Source organism: Pantoea sp. UBA5035 (assembly GCF_002415245.1).
Classification (GTDB): Bacteria; Pseudomonadota; Gammaproteobacteria; order Enterobacterales; family Enterobacteriaceae; genus Pantoea; species Pantoea septica.
In genome coordinates this window covers 185,070-209,735 of record NZ_DICD01000003.1, presented here as the reverse complement: position 1 = coordinate 209,735, position 24,666 = coordinate 185,070, and the positions used below count along the sequence as shown (strand labels likewise).

The window sequence follows — 24,666 nt, the reverse complement described above, 5'->3', positions numbered from 1 at the left end:
GAGCTGAAGTTTACTGCAATCGCCATTTTCCGTCCTGCATTGAGATCATTTGATCGCTAACGCGGCCTGGCCGAGCGGCTACTCCGCGTCGACCGTCTCCTCAATCATCTCTTCGCCCTGATTATGAATATTGCCGACCTTCTTCGTCACTGGATGCCAGCGAAATGTCGTCTCCGGCAGCGCCGCCTGCTCGGCGATTTTTTGCGCCCGTTCAGGCGAGGTTTCCTCGCTGAGCCACTCCTCCACCGCGTCGGCGCGCAGCACCAGCGGACGACGATCGTGAATATCTACCATGCCTTTGTTACTGGCCGCGGTCACGATAACGAATCCCTCATGCCCATGCTCTTTATCAAAGGGCGCCTTGCCGATAGCGGCGAAAAACAGCGGCTCGCGCTGCTGGTGGTAGATAAAAAAGGGTTGTTTGCGGCTACCCTCTTTTTTCCATTCGAACCAGCCGTCGGCAGGCACTACGGCACGGCCATGATGCCACAGCGGCTTGAACATGCGGCCGGTGGGCGCGGTTTCGCTACGGGCATTAATCAGCGGCTGTTTATGCCACCACTCGGGGCCGTAGCCCCAGAATACCGGATCGAGATGCAGATGCTCGTCGCGCATGTTAAGCAACAGCACGCGGGTGCCCGGCGCAACGTTGTAGCGGGCAATCGGCTCGGGATCGTAAATCAGCCTGTCGTCTTCGATGCCGAGCGCGTCAAAATAGTCGTTCCGGCTGCGATACTGCGCAAAGCGTCCACACATAGTCATTACCTCCGCTGTTAAGCATAGCTTGCCAGGCGGCAGTATGAATTCATTACTAAAGCTTACCGATCTTTGTCCGTTAATAGTGTCAGATTGTCTTGCGCAGCGCTGACGCAAGAAGGCAGGCGGCGTGAGATGCATGAGGGACGTTAAAAAAGGAAAGGCCAGTGAACATCAAGACTTTTGCAGCAGGCACGCTCGCTATCACGCTCCTTGCAGGATGCGCAGGCGGCAAAAAACCCACGGTAGTTAAAGGCTCAGGCGGAAGCAGCCTGGAGGTTCTTACTACCCTGGCGCAGACCGATATGAACGGCAACCGTTATGCCGACGCTCACCTGCGCGTCGTTGGACCTGGCTCCACCGGCGTGGTTGCGGGCCTGACTGCGGTAGGCGCGTTGCTGGGCGGTGCCAGCATCAGCTCCGATATGTTTGATAAAAAAGGTTATCGGGGCACGACAGTAGACGCGTTGCCGGAGCCGACCAGCCGCTACTTCGCGCCTAAGGCTGAAGCGAAAATCGCGCAATATTTAGATAAAAACGGCGGAAGCTATGCCTGGCAGCACGCGCTCATTATCGGCGCGTCAAGCTGGTCTCTGGTCTATACGGATTTATCTTCCGCTAACAGCAATTACGACCTCTCTTACCGCGTAATCTTCTATAAGCGCCCTGAAGGCGGCACGGTGTTTAGCGCCTTTACGGTCGCAAGCTGCGAGCCTGCGGCGAAAACCGCGCCGCTGGCTGAATGGCAGGCGAACAATTATCAGAAAGTGACGCAGGAGACAGAGAAAATGATGGATGCCTGCCTGCTGGAACTTGATAATCAGCTGCCGCGGCTGTTGAAAAAGCCCTCCTGACGCGCGGTTTAGGATAAAGACGCTGCGCCGTATCGGCAGCGTTTTCCAAAAGCGCTAAAGGCATAACCGGCAACCGCATACTATTAAGCATTAATTTCGCACTAGTTTACCGATGACGATAAAGTTCAACTTTTAGTAAAGGTATGTCGAAAAAAACAAACCGATTCTACAGAAAAGTTCGAAATAGAAGCCTTCGTGCTGAAGTGGCTCTTAAGCGCAGCGCCTAATCCAGCTTGAAATCTATTTACGCTCCTCTCCCGCTATTACCTCAAAAACTGACTATCCTTCTATGAAATAAACGACTTTCAGGAGGGAAGATGAAGTTTTTCTATTTCGTCTCGCTTATCGCCGCTGCCGGTTATCTGCTGGCTTTTCTGCCCAAACTCCGAACCAAACGTGAACCCGTCGCCTATTGGGGATGCTGGATTTACCTGGCCGCAAACGCCATTTACTGGGCGATCTATGCGCTACGTTATTATTTCCATTTTTAACCGCAGAAATAGTCTGCCGCAGGAGAAGAGATGTCTGAAAATAAACGTGACCTGATGCCTTACTTACTTTATTACTGCCAGTCTCGCCTGCTGGTGGAAAATATCGACGGCCATGTGGTCGATATCGGCGGCGCCGAGTTGGTTGGCGGTAAGCTGCGCTGGCAGCTCGACGGCAAAGAGGCGAAGGGCACTACGGAAAATGAGGCTGAAGAGATGCTGAATGATGTCGCCCGGCACCTGAGCTTTTTATTTGTCGACGGTCAGTTTACCAGCCTGGCGGACGTGCGCGGCGAATATGGCGACCGTCTCGATAACGCGCCGTCGCGCGAAATTTCGCTGTCGGAGCTTAACGACAGCGATGAAGATATCGTGCGTTAACCGCCGCCAGGCTGCCGTGGCAGCCTGGACGACCGCATTAGCTGGCGGCGCGCTGCGACGCCATGCCCGGCACCAGAATAACCTTGCGGCAGTCATCCTTGCGCTTTTCAAAGATCTCATAGCCGTGCGCCGCGTCTTCAAGCGGCATATGGTGGGTAACGATCTCTTCCGGCGTCAGCAATCCCTGTTCGATCAGCGACAGCAGGCGCGGCAGATAGGCCTGCACGTGCGTTTGTCCCATCTTGAACGTCAGCCCTTTATCAAAGGCGTCGCCGAACATAAAACCGTGAATAAAGCCGGCATAAACGCCTGGCACGCTCACCACGCCGCCACGCCTGACGGCGGCGATGCACTGGCGCAGCGCTTTGCCGCTGCTGCCTTCCAGCTTGAGGTTGCTTAATACTGTTTCGGTCAGGCTGCCTTTCGCTTCAAAGCCCACAGCGTCGATAACCGCATCGACGCCCCTGTTATTTTTCGTATGCTCGATAATCCATGCCGCCGGATCGTCGATATCGTCGAAATTGATTGGCGTGACGCCGTAACGCTGACGGGCGAACTCCAGACGATAATTGTTATGGTCGATCATAAAAATCTCTTCCGCGCCGACCAGACGGGCACACGCGGCGCTGAGCAGGCCCACCGGACCCGCGCCGAAAATCGCCACGCTGGAGCCTTTATCCAGACCGGCGTTCTGCACCGCCTGCCAGGCGGTCGGCAGGATATCAGACAGGAACAGCACCTTATCGTCCGGCAGCGTCAGCGGCACTTTAAACGGGCCGACGTTGGCTTTTGGCACCCGCACATATTCGGCCTGACCGCCGGGTACGCCGCCGTAGAGGTTACTGAAGCCGAACAGCGCCGCCGGCGGCGTGATGTTCTTTTTGTTCAGGATAGCGCCGCGGCCGCTGTTGGTGGTTTCGCAGGCGGCATACTGATGCAGATGGCAGTAAAAACAGTCGCCGCAGGCGATGACGAAGGGCACCACCACGCGATCGCCGACGGCGACGCTGGTCACCGCCGAACCCGCCTCGACGACTTCGCCCATAAATTCATGGCCGAATATCTCGCCATGCTCGGTACCGGGGATCTTGCCGCGATAGAGGTGCAGGTCAGAGCCGCAAATCGCCGTGGCCGTCACGCGCAAGATAATATCGTCCGGCTCCTGCAGAACAGGATCGGGAACGGTCTCAACGCGTACCCGGTGCGGGCCATGATAGGTCAGAGCTCTCATAACAACATCCTTTCTTGATGAGTGTGCCGGTCGCCATGACGCAACACGGAAATTCCACGCCGGGGGTGCGCTTCCCAAACTTTCCAGGGATGGCTGGCGTAGAAGACGGAATTGGTTTAAGCCTGGCCGCAGATACAGGTAAAGCAAGCGCGGCGGCTGTTGCGCAATCAGGCGAGACGGCAAACGCTTAGTAAAACGCTTAAAAAAAATACTGGATATAACAACAGTATCCTGTATACTTATTCAACAGCCCAAACGGCTGCGTACGTTTGCATGAGGTGACGCTGATGATGTTCTCTACTGAAAATCTTTCTGCTCTCAACGCTTCTGTCCTGATGAGCAGCCGTGAAATCGCCCGACTGACCGGCATTACCCACGGCGAAGTAAAACGTTTGATCAAAAGCCTGGAAACCGCGCAGCGGCTTTCGCAGCCGGTGACGATCAACCTTTACGAGCATGAAGGAGAGATGCGTCAGGAGTTTTGCCTGAACAAGCGCGACTCGCTGTTAGCCGTTGCGCGCCTGTCGCCGGGCTTTACCGCCGATCTGCTGGATAAATGGCAGGAGCGTGAGAAAGTGGCGCATCTGCCCGACTTTACCAATCCCGCCGAAGCCGCACGCGCCTGGGCCGAGCAGTTCGAGCAGCGCCGCGCCGCCGAAGAACAGCTGGCGCTTTCTGCCCCAAAGGCGGAATTTTTTGACCGCTTCGTCGAGGTGACGGACTCGCTCGGCTTTCGCCAGCTGTGCAAAATGCTGAAGGTGAAAGAGCCGGAGTTTCGCCAGTTCCTGCTGGAGCGCAATATCATGTACCGCGACAAAGGCACGCTGACGCCGCAGCATCACCATATGCAGGCGGGCTACTTTACGCTGCGCTCGGGCGTGGGAGAAAATCAGCATGCGTTTTCGCAGGCGCGCTTTACCGCCAAAGGGGTGAAGTGGGTCGCCAGCCTGTGGGCGGGACATGTCGCTACGCAGCCCAAAGGCGTCGCCGCCTGAATCTTGCCGCATTGCTGTTAAAACCGGTCGCTGACCGGTTTTTTTATGCCTGCCATTCAACAGCGCGTTATAGCCCGTCCACGATGGTGATCATCGCTTCCGCTACGTCGGCGCGTTCGGCGCGGGCGCGCTGATAGGCCTCCGAGTGATAGCAGTTGAGCGCGCTCTGATAGTCGTCGAACTCGATTAACACATGCTTCTGAAAAGCGGCGCCCTCCAGCGACGTCGCTTCGCCGCCGCGCGCGAGAAAACGCGCGTTGTAAGCCTGAAAGGCGGCGGGCGCCAGCGCCATATAGTGCTGATACTGCGTCAGGTCGTGAATGGTGACGTGCGCAATCCAGTAGGCGGCCATGGTTTACTCCGGTTGAGAAAGAATCTGCTTCGCCAGGCTGGCAGCTTCGGTAAGATGCTCATAAACCGCCTGTTTTGCGCGCGGCGCATCGTTCTGCTCGATCGCCTGGCAGATACGCGACATACGCTCAAAGCCCGCTACTTCGCGCTCCGGCCAGGCAAGCGTCAGGGCGCGAAGGCGGCTGATGCGGCTGTTCATACGCTGCACAATCTCCCAGGCGATGGTGTGATGCGCCACGCTGAACAGCGTTTCGTAAAACGCCTGCGACGCCTCGACGCGCTTGATATCGTCGTGCTCGCGCGACGCCTGCGCAATCTGCTGCAGCTGCTGGCGCAGCCGCGCTTTATCGGCCTCGCCGGCGCGCTGCGCGCAGTCATAAGCCGCTTCCTGCTCAAGCAGCAGGCGAATATTATAAATCTGCTCGGCGATCTCCCACGTCAGCAGGGCGACGATCGGCCCTTTTTTCGGCAGGATCTCAATTAAGCCTTCTGCTTCCAGATAGCGGATCACTTCACGCACCACGCTGCGGCTGACGCCAAGCTGCTCGGTAAGCTGGCGCTCCACCAGCCGATCGCCCGCTTTGAAATAGCCAGCGATAATCGCCTGACGCACTTTCTTGAGCGCCAGTTCGCGCAGGGTCACCGGCGCGTTTTCAATTCTCAGAGAATGGTTATCAACCATCAAATCCCTCTGTATTCAATTAGATAAATAAACCTGACGCGGGTCCGACTGCGCCGGAAGATAACTTACTATTAACACCGAATAATCGGCGCGCGCAATGCCTGCGCTGCGGCGGCGGATGCGCTTTCAGATGGTAAATTCGGCCCGCCTCACACTTTTGCATTCTGCTTAAAATAGTGCATCGCGCCGGCTGGCGATGCGCAATCCCTTGATGCACGTGGCTTTTTCGCTTCCGTATTTTACACCTGTCAGTAACCAGCGGCTCAAGAACGCAGTATGGCCCCTGTCTGAAATCCTGTTTCAAATCAGCTGACTACCACTCCAAAATGCATGTCGATCGCCAGCAAATTGCCATTCCGTATGATGGTATACCATATTTTGACATGGCAATTTCCCCAATGCTATACCACTCACGAAACATTCATTTAGCATTTTGATAACTTTCAGGAGAGGACTATGCATCCCGCCATTCGTAAAACGCTAGTGACCACCGAAACGCTATACGTCGACGGCGGCAAAGCTGCCGCAAAACCGCTGGTGATGATCGCCGCCGCCGCCGTAGTGAAAAACCCCTGGGCCGATCAGGGCTACGTTGAGGATCTTGCGCCGCAGATCCGTGAGTTTGCGCCGGTGCTGGGCGAACTACTTACCCGGCTGATCCTGAAAGAGGCGGGCAGCGGCGAAAACGTCGAAGCCTTTGGCAAAAGCGCCGTAGTCGGGCTCGATGGCGAACTGGAACACGCTTCCGCACTGATCCACACGCTGCACTTTGGCAACCACTATCGCAGCGCGGTGCAGAGCAAAAGCTATCTGGCGTTTAACAACACGCGCGGTCCGGCCAACACGCCAGTACTGATCCCGATGATGCATAAAAACGACGAAGGCAGTCGCGAACACTACCTGACTATGCAATTCAATATCGGCGACGCGCCGCGCTACGACGAGATCGTCATCGCGCTGGGCGCGGCGCTGGGCGGCCGTCCGCATCACCGCATCGGCAACCGTTACTCCGACCTGAAAGAGTTAGGCCATGATGCGAAAAACCCAGCGGCTCTCTGACAGCCAGATGCGCGTCAGCTATCTCGAGGCCGGGCAAGGCGTGCCGCTGGTGCTGATCCACGGCGTCGGAATGAACGCCGAGGCCTGGTACCCACAGATTGAGGCGCTGAGCGCGCGCTTCCGCGTGATAGCGGTGGATATGCCGGGGCACGGCGAGAGCGACGCCTTTAGTCGGCCGGTCTCGCTGCCGGATTATGTCGCCTGGCTGGCAGCGTTTCTTGACCAGCGGCCGGAGTCACGCTTTGCCGTAGCAGGGCACTCGATGGGCGCGCTGATCGCCGCCGGGCTGGCGATCGACTACCCAGAGCGTGTCAGCCACGCCATCGTGATGAGCGGCGTCTACCGCCGCAGCGACGCGGCGCGTGAGGCGGTACTGCGGCGCGCTCAGGAGCTGGCGGCCGGCAGCGCCGATCTCGATTCACCGCTGGCGCGCTGGTTTGGCGACGACGAACGCGAGGAGGCGCTGCGTGAGCGAGTTGGCGGCTGGCTGCAGCAGGTCAATCGTCAGGGTTACGCCGACGCCTACCAGGCATTTGCCAGCGGCGACGAGGTCTACGCCGATCGCTGGGACGAAATGACCTGTCCGGTGCTGGTGCTCACCGGCGAGCTGGACGCCAATTCGAATCCGCAGATGGCGCGCGCCATGGCCGCTGCGGCGCCGCAGGGACAGGCGATCGTTATCGCCAACGCGCGGCATATGGTGAGCCTGACGGACGCAGAGCGCGTCAGTCAGGAGATGATGACCTTCTTAACCGCGCCCGTCGCGGCGGAAAAACAGATCAACGCACTGGCAGGAGTTTCTCATGCAGACAGATAAACGCAGACAGCTGCGCGACGCGTTCGGCGCCTTTATGACCGGCGTCACCGTGGTGACCAGCCGCGACAAAGCGGGCCAGCCGATAGGCTTTACCGCCAACTCTTTTACCTCGGTGTCGCTCGATCCGGCGCTGCTGCTGGTCAGCATCGACAAGCGTTCGGCCAACTTCGCCAACTTTACCGAGTGCGCGCACTTTGCGGTGAATATTCTGGCGGAGCAGCAGAAAGAGACGTCAAATATCTTCGCCTCGAAGGTAGAGGATCGCTTCGCCCTGGTGGAATGGCGCGCCAGCGACAACGGCACGCCGCTGCTGGAGGGCAGCTCCGCCTGGTTCGACTGTGCGCTGCATCAGGTGGTGGACGCGGGCGACCATGCGATCCTGATTGGCAAGGTCGAGGCGTTCGACTCTCAGGCGACCGCCGGTCTGGGCTACTACCGCGGCGCCTATTTCACGCCGTACCAGAATGCGCAAACCCTGATCAATCGCCTGAGCGTCGAAGTCAGCGCGCTGATCGAATGCAACGGCCACGCCATCATGGTGCAGAAAGAGGGCGGTGCCAGCCTGCCTTCGCGCCATGTCGCCGACGGCAGCGTCAGCGAGACCCTTACTGCGCTGCTGGCCGATCTGGGCGTCAACGCCAGTCCCGGCTTCGTCTATTCGGTTTACGAAGATCGCCAGAGCAACAAGCAGCACATTGTATTTCTCTGCGCACTGCCGACCGACAGCACGCCTGGAGCGCTCAGCCAGGGCGAATGGCTCGATCTGGAAAAAATTTCTGCGCTTTCCATCAAAGATTCGGCGCTGAAATCGCTGATGAACCGCTTCGTCAGAGAGAATAGCGTCGGCAATTACAGCATCTATTACGGCGATGAAATCAACGGTTCAATAAAACAATTCGCCAGCTGAAACTCGTACCGGGGTACCCTATGAAACTGTCACTCTTTATCCATATGGAACGCATTTCGCCCGATGAGCCGCAGGACAAGCTCTACCAGGAAATGATGGCGCTGTGCGAGATGGCGGATCAGGCCAATATGCACGCCATCTGGACCGGTGAGCATCACGGCATGAACTTTACCATCGCGCCTAACCCGTTAATTAACCTGGCGGATCTGGCGAACCGTACCAAAAACGTGCGGCTCGGCACCGGCACGGTGATCGCGCCCTTTAACCATCCGCTGCGGCTGGCGGGCGAGGCGGCGATGACCGATATCATTACCGGCGGTCGCCTGGAGCTGGGCATCGCGCGCGGCGCGTACAGCTACGAATATGAGCGTATGATGCCGGGCCTGACCGCCTGGGATGCCGGCCAGCGCATGCGCGAGCTGGTGCCGGCGGTGAAAAAATTGTGGGAAGGGGACTATGCCCACGACGGCGAGTTCTGGCAGTTTCCGCTCTCTACCTCGTCGCCGAAGCCGAAGCAGCAGCCCCACCCGCCCATCTGGATCGCCGCGCGCGATCCCAACAGCCACGAGTTCGCCGTGACCAACGGCTGCAACGTTCAGGTGACGCCGCTGCATCAGGGCGATGAGGAGATCGTGCGTCTGGCGCAGTGCTTCCACGAAACGCGCCAGCGCCTCGCACCGGAGAAGCCGCTGAAGATCATGCTGTTGCAGCATGGCTACGTGGCCGAGGACGAAGCGGACGCGCAGCAGGCGGCGGAAGAGCTTAACCGCTTCTACAACTACTTCGGCGCCTGGTTCAAAAACGAACGTCCGGTCAGTCAGGGACTGATTCAGCCGCTGAGCGACGCCGATATCGCCGCCAATACCTACTACTCTGCCGCAGCGATGCGCAAGAACCTGGCTATCGGCAGCGCCAACGAGGTGATCACGCGCCTCAAACACTACGAAGCGCTGGGCTATGACGAATTTGCGCTCTGGATCGACAGCGGCATGACGTTCGAACGTAAAAAGGCGTCTCTGACCCGCTTTATCAACCAGGTGATGCCCGAATTTCACTAACAGGTGCCGAGATGGAATCGTTCAAACTCTTTATCAACGGCCAGTTTGAGTCGGGCGCCGCAACGTTCGACTCGCTGAATCCCGCCACCGGTCAGCCGTGGGCGACCATCGCCGAAGCGCGCGCGGAAGAGGTCAACCGCGCCGTCGCGGCGGCGCATCAGGCCTTTAACGCGCCGGAATGGCGCGACCTGAACGCTTCAATGCGCGGCAAGCTGCTGATGCGGCTGGCGGATTTGGTCGAACAGAACGCTGACGAGCTGGCGCGGCTGGAAACGCTCGATACCGGCAAAATCATCCGCGAAACCCGGGCGCAGATCGCCTATGTCGCCGACTATTACCGCTACTACGCCGGGCTGGCCGACAAGATGGAAGGGCGCGTGCTCAGCATCGACAAGGCCGACACCGAAACCTGGACGCGGCGCGAGCCGGTAGGCGTCGTGGCGGCAATCGTTCCCTGGAACAGCCAGCTTTTTCTTTCCGCGGTGAAGATCGGCCCGGCGCTGGCGGCGGGCTGTACGCTGGTGGTGAAGGCGGCAGAAAGCGCGCCGACGCCGCTGCTCGCCTTTGCTCGCCTGATTGCCGAGGCGGGTTTCCCGGCGGGCGTCTGCAACGTTATTACCGGCTTCGGCGAGAGCTGCGGCACGGTGCTGACCACCCATCCCGACGTAGCGCATATCGCCTTCACCGGCGGTCCGGAAACTGCGCGCCACATCGTGCGCAACAGCGCGGAGAACCTCAGCAAAACCACGCTGGAGCTGGGCGGTAAGTCGCCATTTATCGTGTTTGACGACGCCGATCTGGAGAGCGCGGCCAATGCGCAGGTGGCGGCGATCTTTGCCGCGTCGGGCCAGAGTTGCGTCGCCGGTTCGCGCCTGCTGGTGGCGGAAAGCATCAAAGAACGCTTTCTGGCGACGCTGGTGGCGCGCGTCGAGCGCATCGTCATCGGCGCGCCGCAGGAGATGGCGACGCAGTTCGGGCCGCTCTGCACGCAACAGCAGAAAACCCGCATTCAGTCGCTGGTCGCCCGCTCGCTGGATCAGGGGGCGAGACTGCTGACCGGCCACTACGTTATCGACCGGCCCGGCTTCTACTATCCGCCGACCATTCTCGACTGCTCTGCCGCGCCGCGGGCCGAAACCGTGGTGAACGAGCTGTTCGGTCCGGTGCTATCGGTGGTGAGCTTTCGCGACGAAGCGGAGGCCATTCGCCTCGCTAACGATACCGCCTATGGGCTGGCCGCGGGCGTCTTTACGCAGAACCTGGCGCGCGCCCATCGCGTGACGAAGGCGCTGCGCAGCGGCGTGGTCTGGATCAATACCTACCGCATGGTGTCGCCGCTGGCGCCGTTTGGCGGCTACGGCCTCTCGGGCCACGGCCGCGAAGGCGGCATGGAGGCGGCGCTGGAGTTCACCACCACCAAAACGGTGTGGCTGCGCACCAGCGATGAGCCCATCGGCGATCCCTTTGTCATGCGTTAATTGCGTTTCCACACCAGGAAAAAACCTCACGGACGAGGTTACCCGCAGGCGCGCGCCGCACGGATACCGGCGCCGCGTCTGACGTAAAGGATGAATCCAGAAGCCCGATTGTTGTCGGGGCCACGACGGCCTCCGGCCAGGCTTTGCCGCAGTTCAGCTAATCAACCCTACACATCACAAAATAAAAATCCCCAGTGCGGAGGATAAAATGTCTCAAAACAACGTGATAGAAAACAAATCGGTGGACTACGTGCCGGAAAACGAGCGGCACGGCCAGGCGCGCAGCCTGTTCACTCTGTGGTTCTGCACCAATATCGCGCCGCTGGCGGTGGTGACCGGCGCCATCTCGACCCAGACTTACCATCTCAATATTCTCTCGGCGATCTCGGCGATTATCGCTGGTCATCTGTTTGGCGGGCTTTTTCTGGCGCTGACTTCGGCGCAGGGGCCGCGCGTCGGCATTCCGCAAATGGTGCAGAGCCGCGCGCAGTTCGGCCGCTACGGCTCGCTACTGGTGATCTGCTTTACCACAGCGATCTATCTCGGCTTTTTTATCTCCAACGTGACGCTCTCCGGCAAGGTGATCAATAACGTGATCCCGGCGCTGCCGGTCCACAGCGCCACCATCCTCGGCGCGGTCGCGGCGACGCTGATCGGTATCGTCGGCTATCGTTTCATCCACCATATCAACAAGGTCGGCGCCTGGGTGATGGGCATTGCGCTGGTGGTGGGGTTGATCGTGATGCTCGACCGTCCGCTACCGGTGGATTTCTGGCAGCGCGGCAGCTTTAGCCTGAACGGCTGGTTCGCCACCTTCTGTATCTGCGCGGTGTGGCAGATCAGCTTCTCACCCTATACCTCTGACTATTCCCGCTATCTGCCCGCCAATATCGGGGTGTTCAAACCCTTTATCTGCACCTGGCTCGGCGCATGCTGCGGCACCATTCTGGCGTTTTTGTTCGGCGTGGTGGCGGTGAATTTAGTCGGCGGCGAAGGGGATGCAATGGCGGCGGTACGGCAGGCGACCGGCTGGCTCGGGCCGATCCTGATGGTGCTGTTCCTGCTGAATATCATCTGCCATAACTCAATGAATCTTTATGGTTCGGTGCTTTCGCTGATTACCGCCGTGCAGACCTTTCGCCCGGCCTGGCTGCCGGCGGCGCGCGTGCGCGTGATATTTTCAGCGGTGGTGCTGGTAGGCGGCGTGCTGGTGTCGCTGGCGGCATCGGCCAACTTTGTCTCTTTCTTCCTGAATCTGATCTGGGCGCTGATTGGGGTGCTGATCCCCTGGAGCGTCATCAACCTGCTCGACTTTTATGTGGTGAAGCAGCAGCGCTATGACATCCCTTCGATTTTCCGCGCCGACGGGGGGCGCTACGGGCTGGTGAACGCCAACGCGCTGCTGATCTATTTCGGCGGCGTGGTGGTGCAGATTCCGTTCGTTGAGAACGCTTTCTTTACCGGACCCTACGCGCATCTGATCCCTGGCGCCGATATCTCCTGGGTGATCAGCCTGGTGGTGACCAGCGCCGCCTATCTGCTGTTCCATAAAAAAGGCGCATCGCTGACGGCGCCCCAGCAGCAGCGCGCGCAATAGGTAAAGCGACGCCGGAGGCGTTCCCGCTTGCTGATGGCAAAAGTGTGAGCTAGATCTTAAACCCTGGGTTTTATTCAGGACAGGGAGAGGTTTTATGCTCAAAGCACCATTAGCGCTACTGATGATGGCGGTTTCCGCAGCGGCTGCGGAACCGCCAACGCCGCACGTGCGGCCGCTGCAGGTGGGCAATCTTACTATTCAGCAGGGCAAACCCGCCATTATCGTCTCGACCACGGGCGACGATGCGCAGAGCGCGCTGAAGCTGGCGCGCCAGGCGGCGCAAACGCCGCAGGTGCAGATGGTAGAGCTGCGCGTCGATAAGCTCAATTTCGCCACTAACGTCGACAAGGTCGCGCAGCTCGGGCGAGAGATGCGCCGCGAACTACAGGGTAAACCGCTGCTGCTGACGCTGCGCACGAAAAACGAAGGCGGCAGCCTGTCGCCGGACGACGCCAGCTATATCGCACTCTATCAGCAGTGGATCGAGGCAGGCTTCGCCGATCTTATCGATATTGAGATGCGTATCGGCGCGCCGGCGGTGGATCGCCTGGTGGCGCAGGCGCACCGCCGGCACGTCGCGGTGATCCTCTCTTATCACGACTTCCAGACGACGCCGGATAACGCCGACATGCTGCAGCGGCTGACGTGGCAGGAGGCGCACGGCGCAGACATTCTGAAGATAGCGGTGATGCCGAAAACGCCGCACGACGTCAGCCGCCTGAGCGACGTGACCTGGCAGATGCGCCAGCGCAGCGACAGGCCGCTATTGACCATGGCGATGGGCGGACTGGGCGCGGTGACGCGCATGTCGGGTGAGGTTTTCGGCAGCAATCTGACCTTCGGCACTCTGGACGACGCGTCCGCGCCGGGTCAGCTTGAGGTGCAGGCGCTGGAGCGGGCGATGAGCACGCTGCATAAGGCGAATGGGTCATGATGCTGAAACACAGCAATGTGCCGCTCATGGCGTAAATAACGTCGAGCACCGCTCAAGCAACGGCGGTGCACGATCTTCCTCTCTTTTTTCCGATACCCGTCAGCGCTGATAAAAGCGGTCGCAAAATCCTTTGCTGGCGCCCAGCCGCGTCGACAGGCGATAAGCGCTATCCTGCATCGCGCGGGCGACGTCGCGGTCGGTGCGATCCGGCGTCAGACGTGATGAGGGGCCGGTAATGGCCAGCGCGGCGGCCAGCGTATCGCCTTCGCCGAATACCGGCAGCGAAAACGCGGCGATATGCGGATCGCGGATGCCGGACGTATAGAGCGGCAGCGCAGGCGGCTGGGCAAACAGCGGCTCGTGCAGACCCCAGTGGCGCAGCACCTGGCCGATAGCGGAGTTATCCAGCGGCAGCGAGCTGCCCGCAAGCCGCGTTTCGCGCAGGCCTTCCGACGATTCGGCGCGGAACAGGCAGAGCCGTTGCCCCTCCTCGATAACGTACCAGGAGGCGCTTTCGCCGGTGGCGGCCGCCAGCGCGTGCAGTTCCGGCTGGACAATATTCGCCAGATGAAAAGATTGTTCATAGAGCTTGCCGAGGTAGAGCAGACGCGGCCCAAGCGAGTAGCTGCCGTTCTCACGGCGGATCACATAATGCATGCGCTCCAGTGAATTCATCAGGCGATAGACCGTGGTTTTATGCTGGCCAGAGGCCTGCGCCAGCGCGGTCAGCGTCAAGGACTCCTCGCCCGGTTTAAAGCAGTCGAGCAGCGCCAGCGCTTTCTCTACGGCAACTACGCCTTCATTTCCCATCCTGTTCCTCCTGATTTTGGCGCTACGGATTGTAACCTGCAATTTGTGATTTACATCGTGTTTACATCACAAATGAATCGTTAACAGTGGCTTTGCCAGGGGCTGGCTAGCTATAGTTGTTTTATATAGTAAAACACAGTTTTACAGAGTAAAACAACAGGAGCGAGAGCCATGACCGATCATCCATCATCTCTATTAAAACGCGCTATTACGCGCGTCGAGCCCGACCTCGTCAAACGCGCCGCAGAATTTCAGGCGGCCATACTCGCGGATGTGGCGGGACGGCGCGGCACCCTACACGGGCGAATCAAACCGCTAAACCCAGCCATGAAAGTCGCCGGGCCGGCGGTAACCGTGGAAGTGCGTCCCGGCGATAATCTGGCCATTCATGCGGCGCTGGCGATTGCCCAGCCGGGCGACGTCATTGTCGTCGACGGGAAAGGGGATCTGAGCTGTGCTCTGATTGGGGAGATTATGTCTGCCCAGGCGCACGCCGCCGGCATTGCCGGGATAATTATCGATGGCGCAGTGCGCGATAGCGATGCGCTGGCGCAGGGCGCTTTTCCGGTTTTCTCCGCCGGGCTTAATCCCTGCGGTCCGACTAAATCCATTGCCGGGCGCGTTAATTACCCGGTATCGGTGGCGGGCGCGGCGATCCAGCCAGGGGATCTGATTATCGGCGACGCAGACGGCGTGGTGGTGCTGCCGCGGGAAGAGGTCGCGGCGCTGCTGGAAATGGCGCAGAAAAAGCTGGATAGCGAAAATCGCCGGCTTCAGGCCATTCATCAGGGCGATATTCGCGCGCCCTGGCTGGAAGAGGCGCTGCGCGCGGCGGGCATGCTGAACGACGGGGAGATGCTGTGATGAGCCATAAGCCGACCATTATCATTACCGGCAGCGACCTGGCGCAGGAGGCGGTCGATCTGCTGCACGCTTATCAGCTGATCTATGCCGGCCGTCAGCCAGGCGAAGCGGATCTTATCGCCCTGTGTCAGCAGCATAATCCGCTCGCCATCATTGTGCGCTACGGCAAAATTAACGAGCGCGTTATGGCGGCCGCGCCCGCGCTGCGGGTGATCGCCAAACATGGCAGCGGAATCGACGTAATCGACCAGGCGGCGGCGGCGCAGCGCGGTATTCGCGTGCTGGCCGCGCCAGGCGCCAACGCCGCCGCCGTCGCGGAGCACACCTGGGCGCTGCTCCTCGCCTGCGCCAAATCGGTGATTACGCTGGACAGGCGCCTGCGCGAAGGGCACTGGGATAAAGCGCGGCATAAATCGCTGGAGCTGGAGGGACGCACGCTGGGGCTGATCGGACTTGGCGCGATCGGCGGCCGCGTGGCGAAAGTGGGCGCAGCCTTCGGCATGCAGGTCATCGCCTGTGATCCCTGGGCGAAACAGCTGCCCGACGGATGCGAGTCGGTCGAGCTGGCGACGCTGCTGCGTCGGGCCGACGTGGTGTCGCTCCACTGTCCGCTGACCGCCCAGAATCAGGGCATGATCGATCGCGCGGCGCTGGCGCAGTTCAAACCGGGCGCCATGCTGATCAACACCGCGCGCGGCGGTCTCATCGATGAAGAGGCGTTAGCGGAAGCGCTGCAGGATGGCACGCTGCGCTGCGCCGCGCTGGACAGCTTCGCGCAGGAGCCGCTGACCGCGCCGCACCGCTGGCAGCAGCTGGACAACCTGATCCTCTCTCCCCATATCGGCGGCGTAAGCGATACCTCATACGTGAAGATGGGCTGCGCGGCAGCGCGCAATGTGCTGAGCGTGCTGCAGGAAGACGCTGCCGAGGCGCCTTCGCTGGTATAAGCTCCAGGCAATAAAAAAGGCGCTTATCGCGCCTTTTTTTACGTCTGTCGATCCCTTATCGCGGCTGCGCCTCAGCCTCAACCCGCAGCTGAGACTTGCGGCCCATCACCAGCACCGCGATACCGCCCGCCGCGCAGAGCAGCGCCAGCGGCATCATCGCCAGCGTATGGCTGCCGGTCGCCTGGTTGATCATGCCATACACGTTCACCATCAGGCCGCCGCCGATCAAATTGGCGACGGCGCCGATAGCCGCCAGCCCGGCCGCTACTGTCGAAGAGGATAACCAGCCTGACGCCAGCGCCCAGAACGGTCCTTTCATCGAATAGGCGCCAATCAACACCAGCGACAGGATCACCACGCTGCCGGTGAGGGACTGGCTGATAAAGGCGGAAAGCAGGCCGCCCGCAATCAGGAACAGCGTTAGTGCGGTATGCCAGCGGCGTTCGCCGGTGCGGTCTGAGCTGCGGCCCCACACAATCATCAGCACCGATGCCAGCCCGTAAGGGATCGCGTTCACCAGACCCGTCGTAAAGTTATCCAGCCCAAACGACTTTAACAGCTGCGGCGACCAGACGCTGAGCGTGGAGCCGGCGGCGGAAGCGCCGGCGTAGATCAGCGCCATGACCCAGATATGCTTGTGGCGCAGCAGCTGCCACAGGGAAATATGGCCGATGGCTTTGCGCTGGGCATTTTCCGCCGCCAGGGTGGATGATAGCCAGTTGCGCTGCTCGTTGGTGAGCCAGCTCGCGCTGTCCGGGCGATTGCTCAGCACGAAGAAGGCCGCCACGCCCAGCAACACCGCGGGAACGCCTTCGAGAATGAACAGCCAGTGCCAGCCGCGCATGCCGAACCAGCCGTCCAGCGACAGGATCGCGCCGGAAATCGGCGACCCGATAAAGTTAGCGGCCGGGATCGCCACCATAAAGGTGGCGATAACGCGCGCGCGGTACTTCGCCGGGATCCAGTAGGTGAGATAGAGGATTACGCCGGGAAAGAAACCCGCTTCCGCGGCGCCCAGCAGAAAGCGCAGCAGATAGAGCATTTCGCTGCTCTCTACAAAAGCGGTGCAGACCGACACGATGCCCCAGGTAATCATGATGCGGGAGATCCAGATCTTTGCGCCGATCTTTTGCATCGCCAGGTTGCTCGGCACTTCAAACAGAAAATAGCCGATAAAGAACAGGCTGCTCGCCAGACCGAAAACGGCTTTCGACAACCCCAGATCCTCATTCATTTGCAGCGATGCCATGCCGATATTGCCCCGGTCGATGATCGCAATCAGGTAACAGACGATCAAAAAGGGCAGGATCCGCCAGACGACGCGCCTGACGGTTTGCCTTTCCAGCTCTGAGGGCGCAGGTGAAGCGTGCATCTTTTCAGACATGATGTACCTCTTAACAGAAATCGTCCCCGGCAAAGCGCGACCTTGCGGGTGTAGGTTGTTTTACTGTGTAAAACTGTTATGTACAGAGTACAACTAATTATCTCTGCATGCGCTTTTATCTGCAGTGGCATGTTGCAAGGTTGAGTGAGATGTCACAAAAAGATGACGCGATCATAGCGGTTATGTGATGGCATTAAAATTCTGCGTGCTCAGGCATAGCAGAAAGGAAAGGCAGAGGAAGGGATATCCCCGACAGACGTCGGGGAGCAGCTTCAGCGATAGAGCTTCAGATTGCCCGTCAGGCGGGTAATCGCTTTTTTCGGACCCGCCAGGCCCAGCGCCACCAGTTCAATTTGCGGACTGACGGCGTCGCGCATGCGGGCTTCATATTCGTCATAACTTCTGCACGACTGCGCCAGGGCGCTGAATGGCATGGCGAACAACGTCTCGTCCGCCGCGCTGCGCTGATGCAGTTCGCGTAAATAGTCTCCTGACGCCAGCAGCACCGGCAGCGAGGCGGTGATCACGCCGGGAAAGATAACGCCATCCTGGCTCTGCAGCGCCGCGCCGACCAGGTTTTCAATCGCACGGCCAAAGCTGATGCCAACGACGCTGGCGGCGTTCATCGCCAGCCCAGGCGGCAAATCTTTATCGATGATGAGGGTGCAGCGGTGAAGCTCGGCATCAAATCGCATAGGTTCCTCTGAGATAAACAGTCTGAATAAGAGGTGAAATTATGTGCGTTTATTGCCGGTAAGTGCTTGCGAATTGTCTGGCGAAACAGGGGGCGTTAGGGCAGGATTATTCTTCTGTTGGCTAAATACAGGCAAGGAATACCACTAATGGCGCTTAGCAAGGCAGAAATAAAAATAGTGGCGCAGCTGCAGCAAGAGGGGCGCATCACTAACCAGGAGCTGGCGGATAAGGTCGGTATGTCGGCGTCGCCCTGCTGGCGGATGGTGCGCAAGCTGGAGAGCGACGGCGTTATTCAGGGCTATCGCGCCGTGCTGAACCGTAAAAAAATCGATCTTAACGTGATGGTCTTCGTGCGGGTGATTATCGACAGCCACAGTGAAGCGCAGGCGCGCAAATTTGAGCAGGAGGTAAGCGCGCTGGAGAATGTGGTGGCCTGTTACAGCATCGGCGGCGACAGCGACTTCCTGTTGCAGGTGGTGGCCGTCGATCTCGACAGCTACGCCGATTTCGCCATGGGCGTTATTCGTCGCCTGCCGGGAATTAAAGAGATGCAGAGCATGTTCGTTCTGAAGGAGATAAAAGGGCTGAGCGCCTGGCCGCTAGGGATCTAACCCGACCGACGCGGCCAGCCCGTGTCGCTTTAGCTCTGTGTCATCCGGCGAAAGCGCGCCGCCTTGGCCCGGTTGCCGCAGAGCGCCATGCTGCACCAGCGGCGGCGATGCGCTTTGGTGCGGTCGTAAAACCAGAGCGTGCAGTCGGGATGCTCGCACTCGCGCACCAGCGAGAAATCGCCGTTCACCAGCAGATCGGCAGTCTGCTCAGCCACCGGGCCAAGCTGCTGCTCCGGCGTAGCCGTCGCATAGACGCGGCGATATTCATACTGGCCGTCGCGGTTTAGCGTCAGCTCAAAGTGGCTGGAGGCGCTGCGCAGGAAGCGATTGAGCTGCTCCGGCTGCCATGTCTCTTCTCTCTTTTTCCGCTGTACCGCCTGCAGGATAACGGCGCGCAGTTCGCGCGCCGCCTTGAGCAATCCGTCAGCGTCCGCTTCTTGCTCTATTCCGGCTGACCCGCATCCCGCCGCCTCAAGCCAGCGCACCACATCCTCGCCGCGCTGAAAAAAATCACGCGGCTCGCCATCGACCTGCGCCACGGTGTTCAGAAAATCGAGCGCCAGATGATCGCCAATTTGCAACGGCGCGGCGGGCAGGCTTTCGCTGTTTCTTTCTTTCATTTAATTCGAGCCTCCTGATAACCGTTAAAGATTACTTTATCTGGTTACCTTATGCAACTGTGGGGCTGCCAGATAACCGTTAAAAATAACTTTTAAAGGTTGTGTTTCTGTGCCAGGGTAGAATGAAACCTGTAAAAAACAACTTTAACAGTTACAAGAGAGGCCAATATGATCAGCAGTCCGCTCTATCCAGTGCATTATCGCTATGTCGACGCTGACGGTGTGCGCATGTTCTATCGCGAGGCAGGCAATCCTGAACTCCCCACGCTGCTGCTGCTGCACGGCTATCCCAGCTCCTCGCATCAGTTTCGCGATCTTATTCCCTTGCTGAGCGACAGATTCCATCTGGTGGCGCCCGATCTGCCCGGTTTTGGTTTTACCGACGTGCCGGACGCGCGCCGTTACGTCTACAGCTTCGACGCGCTGGGCGAAACGCTCGCCGCGTTCGTCGATGCGTTACGGCTTGAGCGGTACGCGCTTTACGTGTTCGACTACGGCGCGCCGAGCGGACTGCGGCTGGCGCTCGCTTATCCCGACAGGGTAACCGGCCTGGTGTCGCAAAACGGCAATGCCTATCTCGAAGGGCTGGGCGACGCATGGGAGCCGATTCGCCGCTACTGGGCGCAGCCGACGACGGAAAACCGCCAGGTCGTGCATGACAACGTGCTCAATCTGGCCGGAACCCGCTGGCAATATCTGCATGGCGTCAGCGACGAAACGCTGGTGGCGCCGGAAGGCTATATGCTCGATGCGCTGCTGATGGAGCGGCCCGGCAACAAAGCGATTCAGCTGGATCTCTTCCTGGACTACGCGAATAACCTGACGCGTTACCCGGCTTTTCAGCAGTTTTTCCGCGAAAAACAGCTGCCGACGTTGGTTATCTGGGGCAAACACGATCCCTTCTTTATTCCGCCGGGCGCGCAGGCTTATTTACGAGATAACCCACAGGCGCAGGTTGAACTGCTCGATACGGGCCATTTTGCGCTGGAAACCCATGCGGTCTATATCGCTCAGCGCATCAGGCAGGTGATCGGCGGCGAAGCGGTTTAGATGGCGGATTTGCCGGGATAGCGTATGGTTAAACTTTGGCCGCACTATTTAAAGTGAATCATCAGGGGGAAACATGGATTACGCTATCGCCAGCAATCTGGATGAGCTGAATGAGCTGCTCAGCAGCGGGGAGCATAAATCAGTGGTTATCGGCTATGAGCTTTCCGCCGATGAGTTTTTCGGCATCGCGATGTACTGGGGCGATCGGGGCGCGAAAATCAAACGCGTCGACGGCAGTTTTCTGGTGAAGCTGGGGAAAAACGCGATTCCGCCGAACGACGAAATCTAGCATCTGGCTGAGTGGTACCAGGCGGGCCGCGCTGAAGGCGGCTCGCCTGGTAGCCTTACTGAATCTCCGGCCACGCGACCGCCGGAATGCCGTTCAGCTGCGGGCGGGCAAAAAGATAACCCTGGAAATTGCTGATGCCGGCGGCTTCCAGCCACATCCACTCTTCCGGCTTCTCGACCCCTTCGGCGATAACGCTGATCTCCAGCGAGGAGCAGCATTTAAGAATCGCATGCACGATCGCCTGTTTCGGCCCGCTTTTATGCACATCGATAATGAGATTGCGGTCGATTTTGATTTTGTCCGGCTGGAAGCGAGACAGCAGCGACAGCCCGGCAAAACCGGCGCCGAAATCATCCAGCGCAATGCTGATGCCTGCCGCGCGCAGTTGCTTAACGGCGACGGTAAACTCATCAAGACGTGAAATCACCTCGTTTTCCGTCACCTCTACCACCACCTGTTCCGGCACCAGCCCGTTCTGCTTAATCTGATCCAGCAAAATCTCTACCGCGTTCGGTACGACCACCAGCGACATCGGCAGTAAATTGACTGATAACGTCTGGCCCTGAATATCGAGCTTTTTCGCCAGCGCGAAGGCGACGCCTTTCGCTTTGATATCGGCAGCGTAAATATCGTCGCCGGAGAACTGGGCGAAATAGTCGGTCGGCGCGCTGCCGTCCGGCGTGCGGATCAGCGCCTCCAGCGAGACGATTTGCTGCATCAGCGGATCGATAATTGGCTGAAAGGCGAAGCTGCAGTCAGCGGCGTCCGGCGGCGCAATGGCTTTTTCCAGCGCCTCCTCTACGACAAAATGCAGGGTATCGGTCGGCGGGATTTCAAAGTAGTTAGCTTTTTCTCTCGCTTCGACGAAGGTGCGCAGGAACTGCAAGGCGCGGTCGTCATAGGTAAGCTGGTACTTTGAGGTACCTTTATCGAGTACCGCCTGCAGCACCGTCTCTTTGTCATACTTGCGCAGGTCGAACAACTCCATGCCGACATTGCCAAAGCGGCGCGACGGCGAATAGTCATACATTAACTCAACTAAGTTATGATGACGTTTATCCGTGCAGATGCGTTCATAAATTGCACAAACCGCCGCATCAGAACCCTCCAGAAGCTGGAAAAAATGGGTGCCGTCAAACAGCAAAATGCCGGTAACGTCGTAGGTCTCATTCGTTTTATTGGCGCGTGTGGCTAAATTATCCAGCGTTTTTACAGGCACGTCGTCTGATAGATGGCTGCGATAGATTATTGTTGTCAGCATGGATAATTCCAGTCTTAGCTTTTGTGAGGCACACATTAACAGAGGTCGCGCAGGAATTGTCTAGCGGTTTTTTTTAGAAATAAAAAAAAGTTTGCGGGACGCTGTTTTTTAAAAAATCAGTCATAAAAACTTGCCGGTTCGCTTTAATGGGCCGTCCGCTACCTTCTCTTTTTTTAATCACTAATAAAAATTATAACTTATTGAAAAATTTTATTTTTCACAAAGCATAAAATAACCCGTGACGATAGCGTTCTTGTTCATATAAAGTTGCATAATTAATGCATCTTATCTTTAAGCCCCGTAGCGCCCGGCGCGTTGACGGCGCTAAAATAATTTCGTCCGCAATTAACTGCTTCGCTTTTAATAATCGCCACTGGATGGCTCGGCTGTTTTTTTACGCATCAGTCAGGATGTTTTATGCCCAAAAAGCCGGATATCATTGAAAAAGCGTTATCTGTCGCCGCCCTTGTTTTTCTCGCGCTGGCGCTGGTGATTATTTATTACTTCTGAGCGTCGTTCGACGCCTCGCGTTGCCAGTAGAGTGGCGAACCATATACCTCGACAAAGTAATCAATCACCGCGCGTACGCTGAGCGGCGGATGGCGCGTATTGGGGTAAATGGCTGCAATTTGCTGCGGCACAGGATTGATCCCCGCTTCATACTCCTCCAGCAGCCTCACCAGCTTACCCGTGCGCAGATGATCGCCCGTGAGCCAGTCAGGAAAAAGCACCATCCCCATGCCGCCCAGCGCGGCGGTGAGCAAGGTTTCGGCGTTGTTCGACGACAGCAGCGGCATAACCGGATAGTGCACCCATGGCGCGCCGTCGCGCCGGAACAGCCAGCGATTAGCGCCCGCGGATCCGCGATAGACCAGACAATGATGCTCGCTCAGCGCATCTGGACTGGCGATAACCCCATGCCTGGCGAGGTAGTCCGGCGCCGCGGCCAGATAGTAGCGCTGATTGCCCAGCACCCGCGCGTGAAACGAGGAGTCGGTGAGCGTGCCGATGCGAAAGATAAGATCGGTCGCGGTGCGGTGCGGGTCGACATAGTCGTCAGTCAACGTCAGCTCAATCTCCAGCAGCGGATAGCGCGCCGAGAGGCCCGCCAGCCAGGGCGCGATATGCCGCTGGCCGAAAAAAACAGGCGCATTGAGCCGCACCAGCCCTGACGGCTGAAGCGATCGCTCCTGCAATGCCTGCCGCGCGTCGCTAAACTGGCTGTCAATGGCGCGCGCATAGTCGACAAACAGCCGGCCCGCTTCGGTCGGGATCACCGCGCGCGTGTTGCGGTAGAAGAGCTGCTGCTCCAGCGCATCCTCCAGCTGAAGAATAGTGCGCGACACCACGGAGGCGGAAACCCCTTCGCGCCGCGCTACCACGGAAAAGTTTTGCGCATCATACACGCCCAGGAAAAAGCGCAGCGCGCGCAGATCAATCGAGCCGGTACTGTCCATTAATGCATTTCCTGCAAAGGTGTTTGCTACACTATAGCGTTTTTCATCTTAATCGACTCCATTATGCTGTTTCGCTTCGATTTAAAGGAAGCGATTATGCAACTCATTTTTCTATTTCTGGTTATCGCCGGCGGGATGGGACTGTCGGTAGAGGCGGGGCTGCTCGGCCCATTGGGTCAGCAGGTCGGTGATCTCTGGGCGACGTTCAGCATTTTTGGCGTCGGCGCGGCGCTCACCTTTTTGCTGATGCTCTTTTTCAGCCCGCGCAACAGCCCGTCGTTTTTCGCCCAGCCGGGCTGGCAGCTGCTCGGCGGAATTTTAGGCCCTGGCTACGTGGTGATCCTGACGCTGGCGACGCCGGTGATCGGCATCGCCATGACGATGATCGGCATTCTCGCCGGTCAGGTATTCAAAAGCCTGGTGATTGACCACTTCGGCCTGCTGGGAACGCCGCATCGCAGAATCGATGGCAAGCGCATTATCGCGCTGGTGTTTATTGTTATCGCACTGGCGCTGGTCGCCCGAGGTTAATATGACGATTTTGATGATCTGTTTAGCGGTACTGGGCGGCGCGCTGCTGAGTATTCAGGCGGCGATTAACGGCCAACTCGGCGCGAAAGTGGGCGTCTTCCGCTGCGCCTTTCTCACCTTCGCGCTGGGCGCGGTGGTGACGGCGCTTTTAATCTTCTTTTTTGAGCCGCCGCAGGCGCACAGCCTGATGGATGTGCCCAAATGGCAGCTGCTGGGCGCGCTGTGCGGCGTTCCCTATATTGTGATTATGGTGCTGGCGGTACAGCGCATCGGGACGGCCGCCGCTACCGTCGCGGTTATCTTCGGCCAGCTCGCCATGAGCATGCTGATCGATAATTTCGGCTGGTTAGGCAATGCGGCAATCGCCTTCTCGCCAGGCCGGCTGGCGGCGGTGGTCTGCCTGGCGATCGCGCTGTTCTTTATCTACAGCAGCAATAAGCCGAAAAAAACAGGTGCCTGACCACGATGCCTGCGCCTCCTGCGCAGGCATTCCTTATTGTCCCGCCGCGCATCCGGCTGGTTTTCAAATAACTGTTAAACTTACTGTTTGTGTTTAAC

Annotated in this window: 28 protein-coding genes; 18 read left to right on the top strand and 10 right to left on the bottom strand. The window is 58.7% G+C overall.

All coding sequences use genetic code 11. The annotated features are described in order from the left end of the window. Positions 1-78 precede the first annotated feature (78 nt). Positions 79-756, bottom strand: coding sequence for an SOS response-associated peptidase family protein (locus B3229_RS01845; RefSeq protein ID WP_286868483.1), 678 nt, complete (start codon positions 754-756; stop codon positions 79-81). Positions 757-923: 167 nt separating this feature from the next. On the opposite strand from B3229_RS01845, the gene B3229_RS01840 reads away from it, so the two are divergent. The 3 genes from B3229_RS01840 to B3229_RS01830 all read left to right on the top strand — a co-directional run bounded on the left by B3229_RS01840 (position 924) and on the right by B3229_RS01830 (position 2,479). Beyond that, positions 924-1,610, top strand: a complete 687-nt coding sequence (locus B3229_RS01840; RefSeq protein WP_286868060.1) for a hypothetical protein — start codon at positions 924-926, stop codon at positions 1,608-1,610. A gap of 317 nt (positions 1,611-1,927) precedes the next feature. After that, positions 1,928-2,101, top strand: a complete 174-nt coding sequence (locus B3229_RS01835) for a hypothetical protein (protein ID WP_179944755.1) — start codon at positions 1,928-1,930, stop codon at positions 2,099-2,101. 30 nt (positions 2,102-2,131) lie between these two features. Continuing rightward, the gene (locus B3229_RS01830) at positions 2,132-2,479 is read left to right on the top strand and encodes a hypothetical protein (protein ID WP_286868057.1); all 348 of its coding nucleotides are present in this window, start codon (positions 2,132-2,134) and stop codon (positions 2,477-2,479) included. Positions 2,480-2,516: 37 nt separating this feature from the next. Here B3229_RS01830 and B3229_RS01825 read toward each other — a convergent pair whose 3' ends face one another. Then, positions 2,517-3,710, bottom strand: coding sequence for a zinc-dependent alcohol dehydrogenase (locus B3229_RS01825; protein ID WP_033748946.1), 1,194 nt, complete (start codon positions 3,708-3,710; stop codon positions 2,517-2,519). Between the two features lie 287 nt (positions 3,711-3,997). Between B3229_RS01825 and B3229_RS01820 the strand changes: the two genes are divergently transcribed. After that, a complete protein-coding gene (locus tag B3229_RS01820; protein WP_033749107.1) occupies positions 3,998-4,705 on the top strand; it encodes a phage antirepressor KilAC domain-containing protein in 708 nt (235 codons plus the stop codon). A 67-nt stretch (positions 4,706-4,772) separates the two neighbouring features. Here B3229_RS01820 and B3229_RS01815 read toward each other — a convergent pair whose 3' ends face one another. Continuing rightward, a complete protein-coding gene (locus B3229_RS01815) occupies positions 4,773-5,057 on the bottom strand; it encodes a DUF1330 domain-containing protein (protein ID WP_286868049.1) in 285 nt (94 codons plus the stop codon). Positions 5,058-5,060: 3 nt separating this feature from the next. After that, positions 5,061-5,738, bottom strand: coding sequence for a GntR family transcriptional regulator (locus tag B3229_RS01810; RefSeq protein WP_286868047.1), 678 nt, complete (start codon positions 5,736-5,738; stop codon positions 5,061-5,063). A gap of 456 nt (positions 5,739-6,194) precedes the next feature. Here B3229_RS01810 and B3229_RS01805 point away from each other — a divergent pair, with 456 nt between their 5' ends. The 7 genes from B3229_RS01805 (at position 6,195) to aroD (ending at position 13,588) form a co-directional block, all read left to right on the top strand. Next, positions 6,195-6,797, top strand: coding sequence for an amino acid synthesis family protein (locus B3229_RS01805; RefSeq protein WP_048782477.1), 603 nt, complete (start codon positions 6,195-6,197; stop codon positions 6,795-6,797). Further along, positions 6,769-7,614 carry an alpha/beta fold hydrolase gene (locus B3229_RS01800; protein WP_286868043.1) on the top strand — a complete coding sequence of 282 codons (846 nt, stop codon included), beginning with the start codon at positions 6,769-6,771 and terminating at the stop codon, positions 7,612-7,614. The genes B3229_RS01805 and B3229_RS01800 overlap by 29 nt, the downstream gene beginning before the upstream one ends. Further along, positions 7,601-8,521 (top strand): flavin reductase family protein, encoded by a 921-nt coding sequence (locus tag B3229_RS01795; protein ID WP_048782482.1) that lies wholly within the window; start codon positions 7,601-7,603, stop codon positions 8,519-8,521. Before B3229_RS01800 ends, B3229_RS01795 begins: the two co-directional genes overlap by 14 nt. A 20-nt stretch (positions 8,522-8,541) precedes the next feature. Next, on the top strand, positions 8,542-9,579 hold the full coding sequence (locus B3229_RS01790; RefSeq protein WP_033748929.1) for an LLM class flavin-dependent oxidoreductase: 1,038 nt from the start codon (positions 8,542-8,544) through the stop codon (positions 9,577-9,579). Between the two features lie 11 nt (positions 9,580-9,590). After that, on the top strand, positions 9,591-11,057 hold the full coding sequence (locus B3229_RS01785) for an aldehyde dehydrogenase (RefSeq protein ID WP_286868039.1): 1,467 nt from the start codon (positions 9,591-9,593) through the stop codon (positions 11,055-11,057). A gap of 208 nt (positions 11,058-11,265) precedes the next feature. Then, the gene (locus tag B3229_RS01780; RefSeq protein WP_286868037.1) at positions 11,266-12,654 is read left to right on the top strand and encodes a purine-cytosine permease family protein; all 1,389 of its coding nucleotides are present in this window, start codon (positions 11,266-11,268) and stop codon (positions 12,652-12,654) included. 94 nt (positions 12,655-12,748) lie between these two features. Beyond that, the gene (aroD, locus tag B3229_RS01775; protein WP_286868035.1) at positions 12,749-13,588 is read left to right on the top strand and encodes a type I 3-dehydroquinate dehydratase; all 840 of its coding nucleotides are present in this window, start codon (positions 12,749-12,751) and stop codon (positions 13,586-13,588) included. Positions 13,589-13,687: 99 nt separating this feature from the next. On the opposite strand, the gene B3229_RS01770 is transcribed toward aroD, so the two are convergent. Further along, positions 13,688-14,398: an IclR family transcriptional regulator gene (locus tag B3229_RS01770; RefSeq protein WP_048782493.1), complete on the bottom strand. Its 711-nt coding sequence runs from the start codon at positions 14,396-14,398 to the stop codon at positions 13,688-13,690. A 171-nt stretch (positions 14,399-14,569) separates the two neighbouring features. Between B3229_RS01770 and B3229_RS01765 the strand changes: the two genes are divergently transcribed. Together B3229_RS01765 and B3229_RS01760 are read left to right on the top strand one after the other, a co-directional pair. After that, positions 14,570-15,262, top strand: coding sequence for an RraA family protein (locus tag B3229_RS01765; protein WP_286868034.1), 693 nt, complete (start codon positions 14,570-14,572; stop codon positions 15,260-15,262). Beyond that, positions 15,262-16,209 (top strand): NAD(P)-dependent oxidoreductase, encoded by a 948-nt coding sequence (locus B3229_RS01760; RefSeq protein WP_286868032.1) that lies wholly within the window; start codon positions 15,262-15,264, stop codon positions 16,207-16,209. The genes B3229_RS01765 and B3229_RS01760 overlap by 1 nt, the downstream gene beginning before the upstream one ends. 55 nt (positions 16,210-16,264) lie before the next feature. Here the strand turns inward: B3229_RS01760 and B3229_RS01755 are convergent, their stop codons facing one another. Both B3229_RS01755 and B3229_RS01750 read right to left on the bottom strand, forming a co-directional pair. Then, entirely contained in the window at positions 16,265-17,593 is a 1,329-nt protein-coding gene (locus B3229_RS01755; protein ID WP_286868030.1) for an MFS transporter, read from the bottom strand. Between the two features lie 272 nt (positions 17,594-17,865). After that, positions 17,866-18,288, bottom strand: a complete 423-nt coding sequence (locus tag B3229_RS01750; RefSeq protein ID WP_048782503.1) for a DUF2000 domain-containing protein — start codon at positions 18,286-18,288, stop codon at positions 17,866-17,868. Between the two features lie 147 nt (positions 18,289-18,435). Here B3229_RS01750 and B3229_RS01745 point away from each other — a divergent pair, with 147 nt between their 5' ends. After that, positions 18,436-18,900: an Lrp/AsnC family transcriptional regulator gene (locus B3229_RS01745; RefSeq protein WP_048782505.1), complete on the top strand. Its 465-nt coding sequence runs from the start codon at positions 18,436-18,438 to the stop codon at positions 18,898-18,900. Positions 18,901-18,929: 29 nt separating this feature from the next. Here B3229_RS01745 and B3229_RS01740 read toward each other — a convergent pair whose 3' ends face one another. Continuing rightward, positions 18,930-19,520: a CGNR zinc finger domain-containing protein gene (locus B3229_RS01740; RefSeq protein WP_286868027.1), complete on the bottom strand. Its 591-nt coding sequence runs from the start codon at positions 19,518-19,520 to the stop codon at positions 18,930-18,932. A gap of 168 nt (positions 19,521-19,688) precedes the next feature. On the opposite strand from B3229_RS01740, the gene B3229_RS01735 reads away from it, so the two are divergent. Further along, positions 19,689-20,570: an alpha/beta fold hydrolase gene (locus B3229_RS01735; protein ID WP_286868025.1), complete on the top strand. Its 882-nt coding sequence runs from the start codon at positions 19,689-19,691 to the stop codon at positions 20,568-20,570. A gap of 73 nt (positions 20,571-20,643) precedes the next feature. Continuing rightward, the gene (locus B3229_RS01730; RefSeq protein WP_033748899.1) at positions 20,644-20,859 is read left to right on the top strand and encodes a hypothetical protein; all 216 of its coding nucleotides are present in this window, start codon (positions 20,644-20,646) and stop codon (positions 20,857-20,859) included. Between the two features lie 55 nt (positions 20,860-20,914). Here B3229_RS01730 and B3229_RS01725 read toward each other — a convergent pair whose 3' ends face one another. Both B3229_RS01725 and B3229_RS01720 read right to left on the bottom strand, forming a co-directional pair. Further along, on the bottom strand, positions 20,915-22,120 hold the full coding sequence (locus B3229_RS01725; protein ID WP_286868022.1) for a diguanylate phosphodiesterase: 1,206 nt from the start codon (positions 22,118-22,120) through the stop codon (positions 20,915-20,917). Positions 22,121-22,620: 500 nt separating this feature from the next. Then, a complete protein-coding gene (locus B3229_RS01720) occupies positions 22,621-23,577 on the bottom strand; it encodes a LysR family transcriptional regulator (RefSeq protein WP_286868021.1) in 957 nt (318 codons plus the stop codon). Positions 23,578-23,673: 96 nt separating this feature from the next. On the opposite strand from B3229_RS01720, the gene B3229_RS01715 reads away from it, so the two are divergent. Together B3229_RS01715 and B3229_RS01710 are read left to right on the top strand one after the other, a co-directional pair. Further along, positions 23,674-24,108 (top strand): DMT family transporter, encoded by a 435-nt coding sequence (locus B3229_RS01715; protein WP_048782770.1) that lies wholly within the window; start codon positions 23,674-23,676, stop codon positions 24,106-24,108. Position 24,109: 1 nt separating this feature from the next. Further along, entirely contained in the window at positions 24,110-24,568 is a 459-nt protein-coding gene (locus B3229_RS01710) for a DMT family transporter (protein ID WP_048782514.1), read from the top strand. Positions 24,569-24,666: the final 98 nt, after the last annotated feature.

Excerpts from the sequence above, each read along its gene's own strand:
- B3229_RS01845 (WP_286868483.1), bottom strand. The coding sequence starts at position 756 with ATGTGTGGACGCTTTGCGCAGTATCGCAGCCGGAACGACTATTTTGAC.
- B3229_RS01835 (WP_179944755.1), top strand. The coding sequence starts at position 1,928 with ATGAAGTTTTTCTATTTCGTCTCGCTTATCGCCGCTGCCGGTTATCTG.
- B3229_RS01830 (WP_286868057.1), top strand. The coding sequence starts at position 2,132 with ATGTCTGAAAATAAACGTGACCTGATGCCTTACTTACTTTATTACTGC.
- B3229_RS01825 (WP_033748946.1), bottom strand. The coding sequence starts at position 3,710 with ATGAGAGCTCTGACCTATCATGGCCCGCACCGGGTACGCGTTGAGACC.
- B3229_RS01820 (WP_033749107.1), top strand. The coding sequence starts at position 3,998 with ATGATGTTCTCTACTGAAAATCTTTCTGCTCTCAACGCTTCTGTCCTG.
- B3229_RS01815 (WP_286868049.1), bottom strand. The coding sequence starts at position 5,057 with ATGGCCGCCTACTGGATTGCGCACGTCACCATTCACGACCTGACGCAG.
- B3229_RS01810 (WP_286868047.1), bottom strand. The coding sequence starts at position 5,738 with ATGGTTGATAACCATTCTCTGAGAATTGAAAACGCGCCGGTGACCCTG.
- B3229_RS01805 (WP_048782477.1), top strand. The coding sequence starts at position 6,195 with ATGCATCCCGCCATTCGTAAAACGCTAGTGACCACCGAAACGCTATAC.
- B3229_RS01800 (WP_286868043.1), top strand. The coding sequence starts at position 6,769 with ATGATGCGAAAAACCCAGCGGCTCTCTGACAGCCAGATGCGCGTCAGC.
- B3229_RS01795 (WP_048782482.1), top strand. The coding sequence starts at position 7,601 with ATGCAGACAGATAAACGCAGACAGCTGCGCGACGCGTTCGGCGCCTTT.
- B3229_RS01790 (WP_033748929.1), top strand. The coding sequence starts at position 8,542 with ATGAAACTGTCACTCTTTATCCATATGGAACGCATTTCGCCCGATGAG.
- B3229_RS01785 (WP_286868039.1), top strand. The coding sequence starts at position 9,591 with ATGGAATCGTTCAAACTCTTTATCAACGGCCAGTTTGAGTCGGGCGCC.
- B3229_RS01780 (WP_286868037.1), top strand. The coding sequence starts at position 11,266 with ATGTCTCAAAACAACGTGATAGAAAACAAATCGGTGGACTACGTGCCG.
- aroD (WP_286868035.1), top strand. The coding sequence starts at position 12,749 with ATGCTCAAAGCACCATTAGCGCTACTGATGATGGCGGTTTCCGCAGCG.
- B3229_RS01770 (WP_048782493.1), bottom strand. The coding sequence starts at position 14,398 with ATGGGAAATGAAGGCGTAGTTGCCGTAGAGAAAGCGCTGGCGCTGCTC.
- B3229_RS01765 (WP_286868034.1), top strand. The coding sequence starts at position 14,570 with ATGACCGATCATCCATCATCTCTATTAAAACGCGCTATTACGCGCGTC.
- B3229_RS01760 (WP_286868032.1), top strand. The coding sequence starts at position 15,262 with ATGAGCCATAAGCCGACCATTATCATTACCGGCAGCGACCTGGCGCAG.
- B3229_RS01755 (WP_286868030.1), bottom strand. The coding sequence starts at position 17,593 with ATGTCTGAAAAGATGCACGCTTCACCTGCGCCCTCAGAGCTGGAAAGG.
- B3229_RS01750 (WP_048782503.1), bottom strand. The coding sequence starts at position 18,288 with ATGCGATTTGATGCCGAGCTTCACCGCTGCACCCTCATCATCGATAAA.
- B3229_RS01745 (WP_048782505.1), top strand. The coding sequence starts at position 18,436 with ATGGCGCTTAGCAAGGCAGAAATAAAAATAGTGGCGCAGCTGCAGCAA.
- B3229_RS01740 (WP_286868027.1), bottom strand. The coding sequence starts at position 19,520 with ATGAAAGAAAGAAACAGCGAAAGCCTGCCCGCCGCGCCGTTGCAAATT.
- B3229_RS01735 (WP_286868025.1), top strand. The coding sequence starts at position 19,689 with ATGATCAGCAGTCCGCTCTATCCAGTGCATTATCGCTATGTCGACGCT.
- B3229_RS01730 (WP_033748899.1), top strand. The coding sequence starts at position 20,644 with ATGGATTACGCTATCGCCAGCAATCTGGATGAGCTGAATGAGCTGCTC.
- B3229_RS01725 (WP_286868022.1), bottom strand. The coding sequence starts at position 22,120 with ATGCTGACAACAATAATCTATCGCAGCCATCTATCAGACGACGTGCCT.
- B3229_RS01720 (WP_286868021.1), bottom strand. The coding sequence starts at position 23,577 with ATGGACAGTACCGGCTCGATTGATCTGCGCGCGCTGCGCTTTTTCCTG.
- B3229_RS01715 (WP_048782770.1), top strand. The coding sequence starts at position 23,674 with ATGCAACTCATTTTTCTATTTCTGGTTATCGCCGGCGGGATGGGACTG.
- B3229_RS01710 (WP_048782514.1), top strand. The coding sequence starts at position 24,110 with ATGACGATTTTGATGATCTGTTTAGCGGTACTGGGCGGCGCGCTGCTG.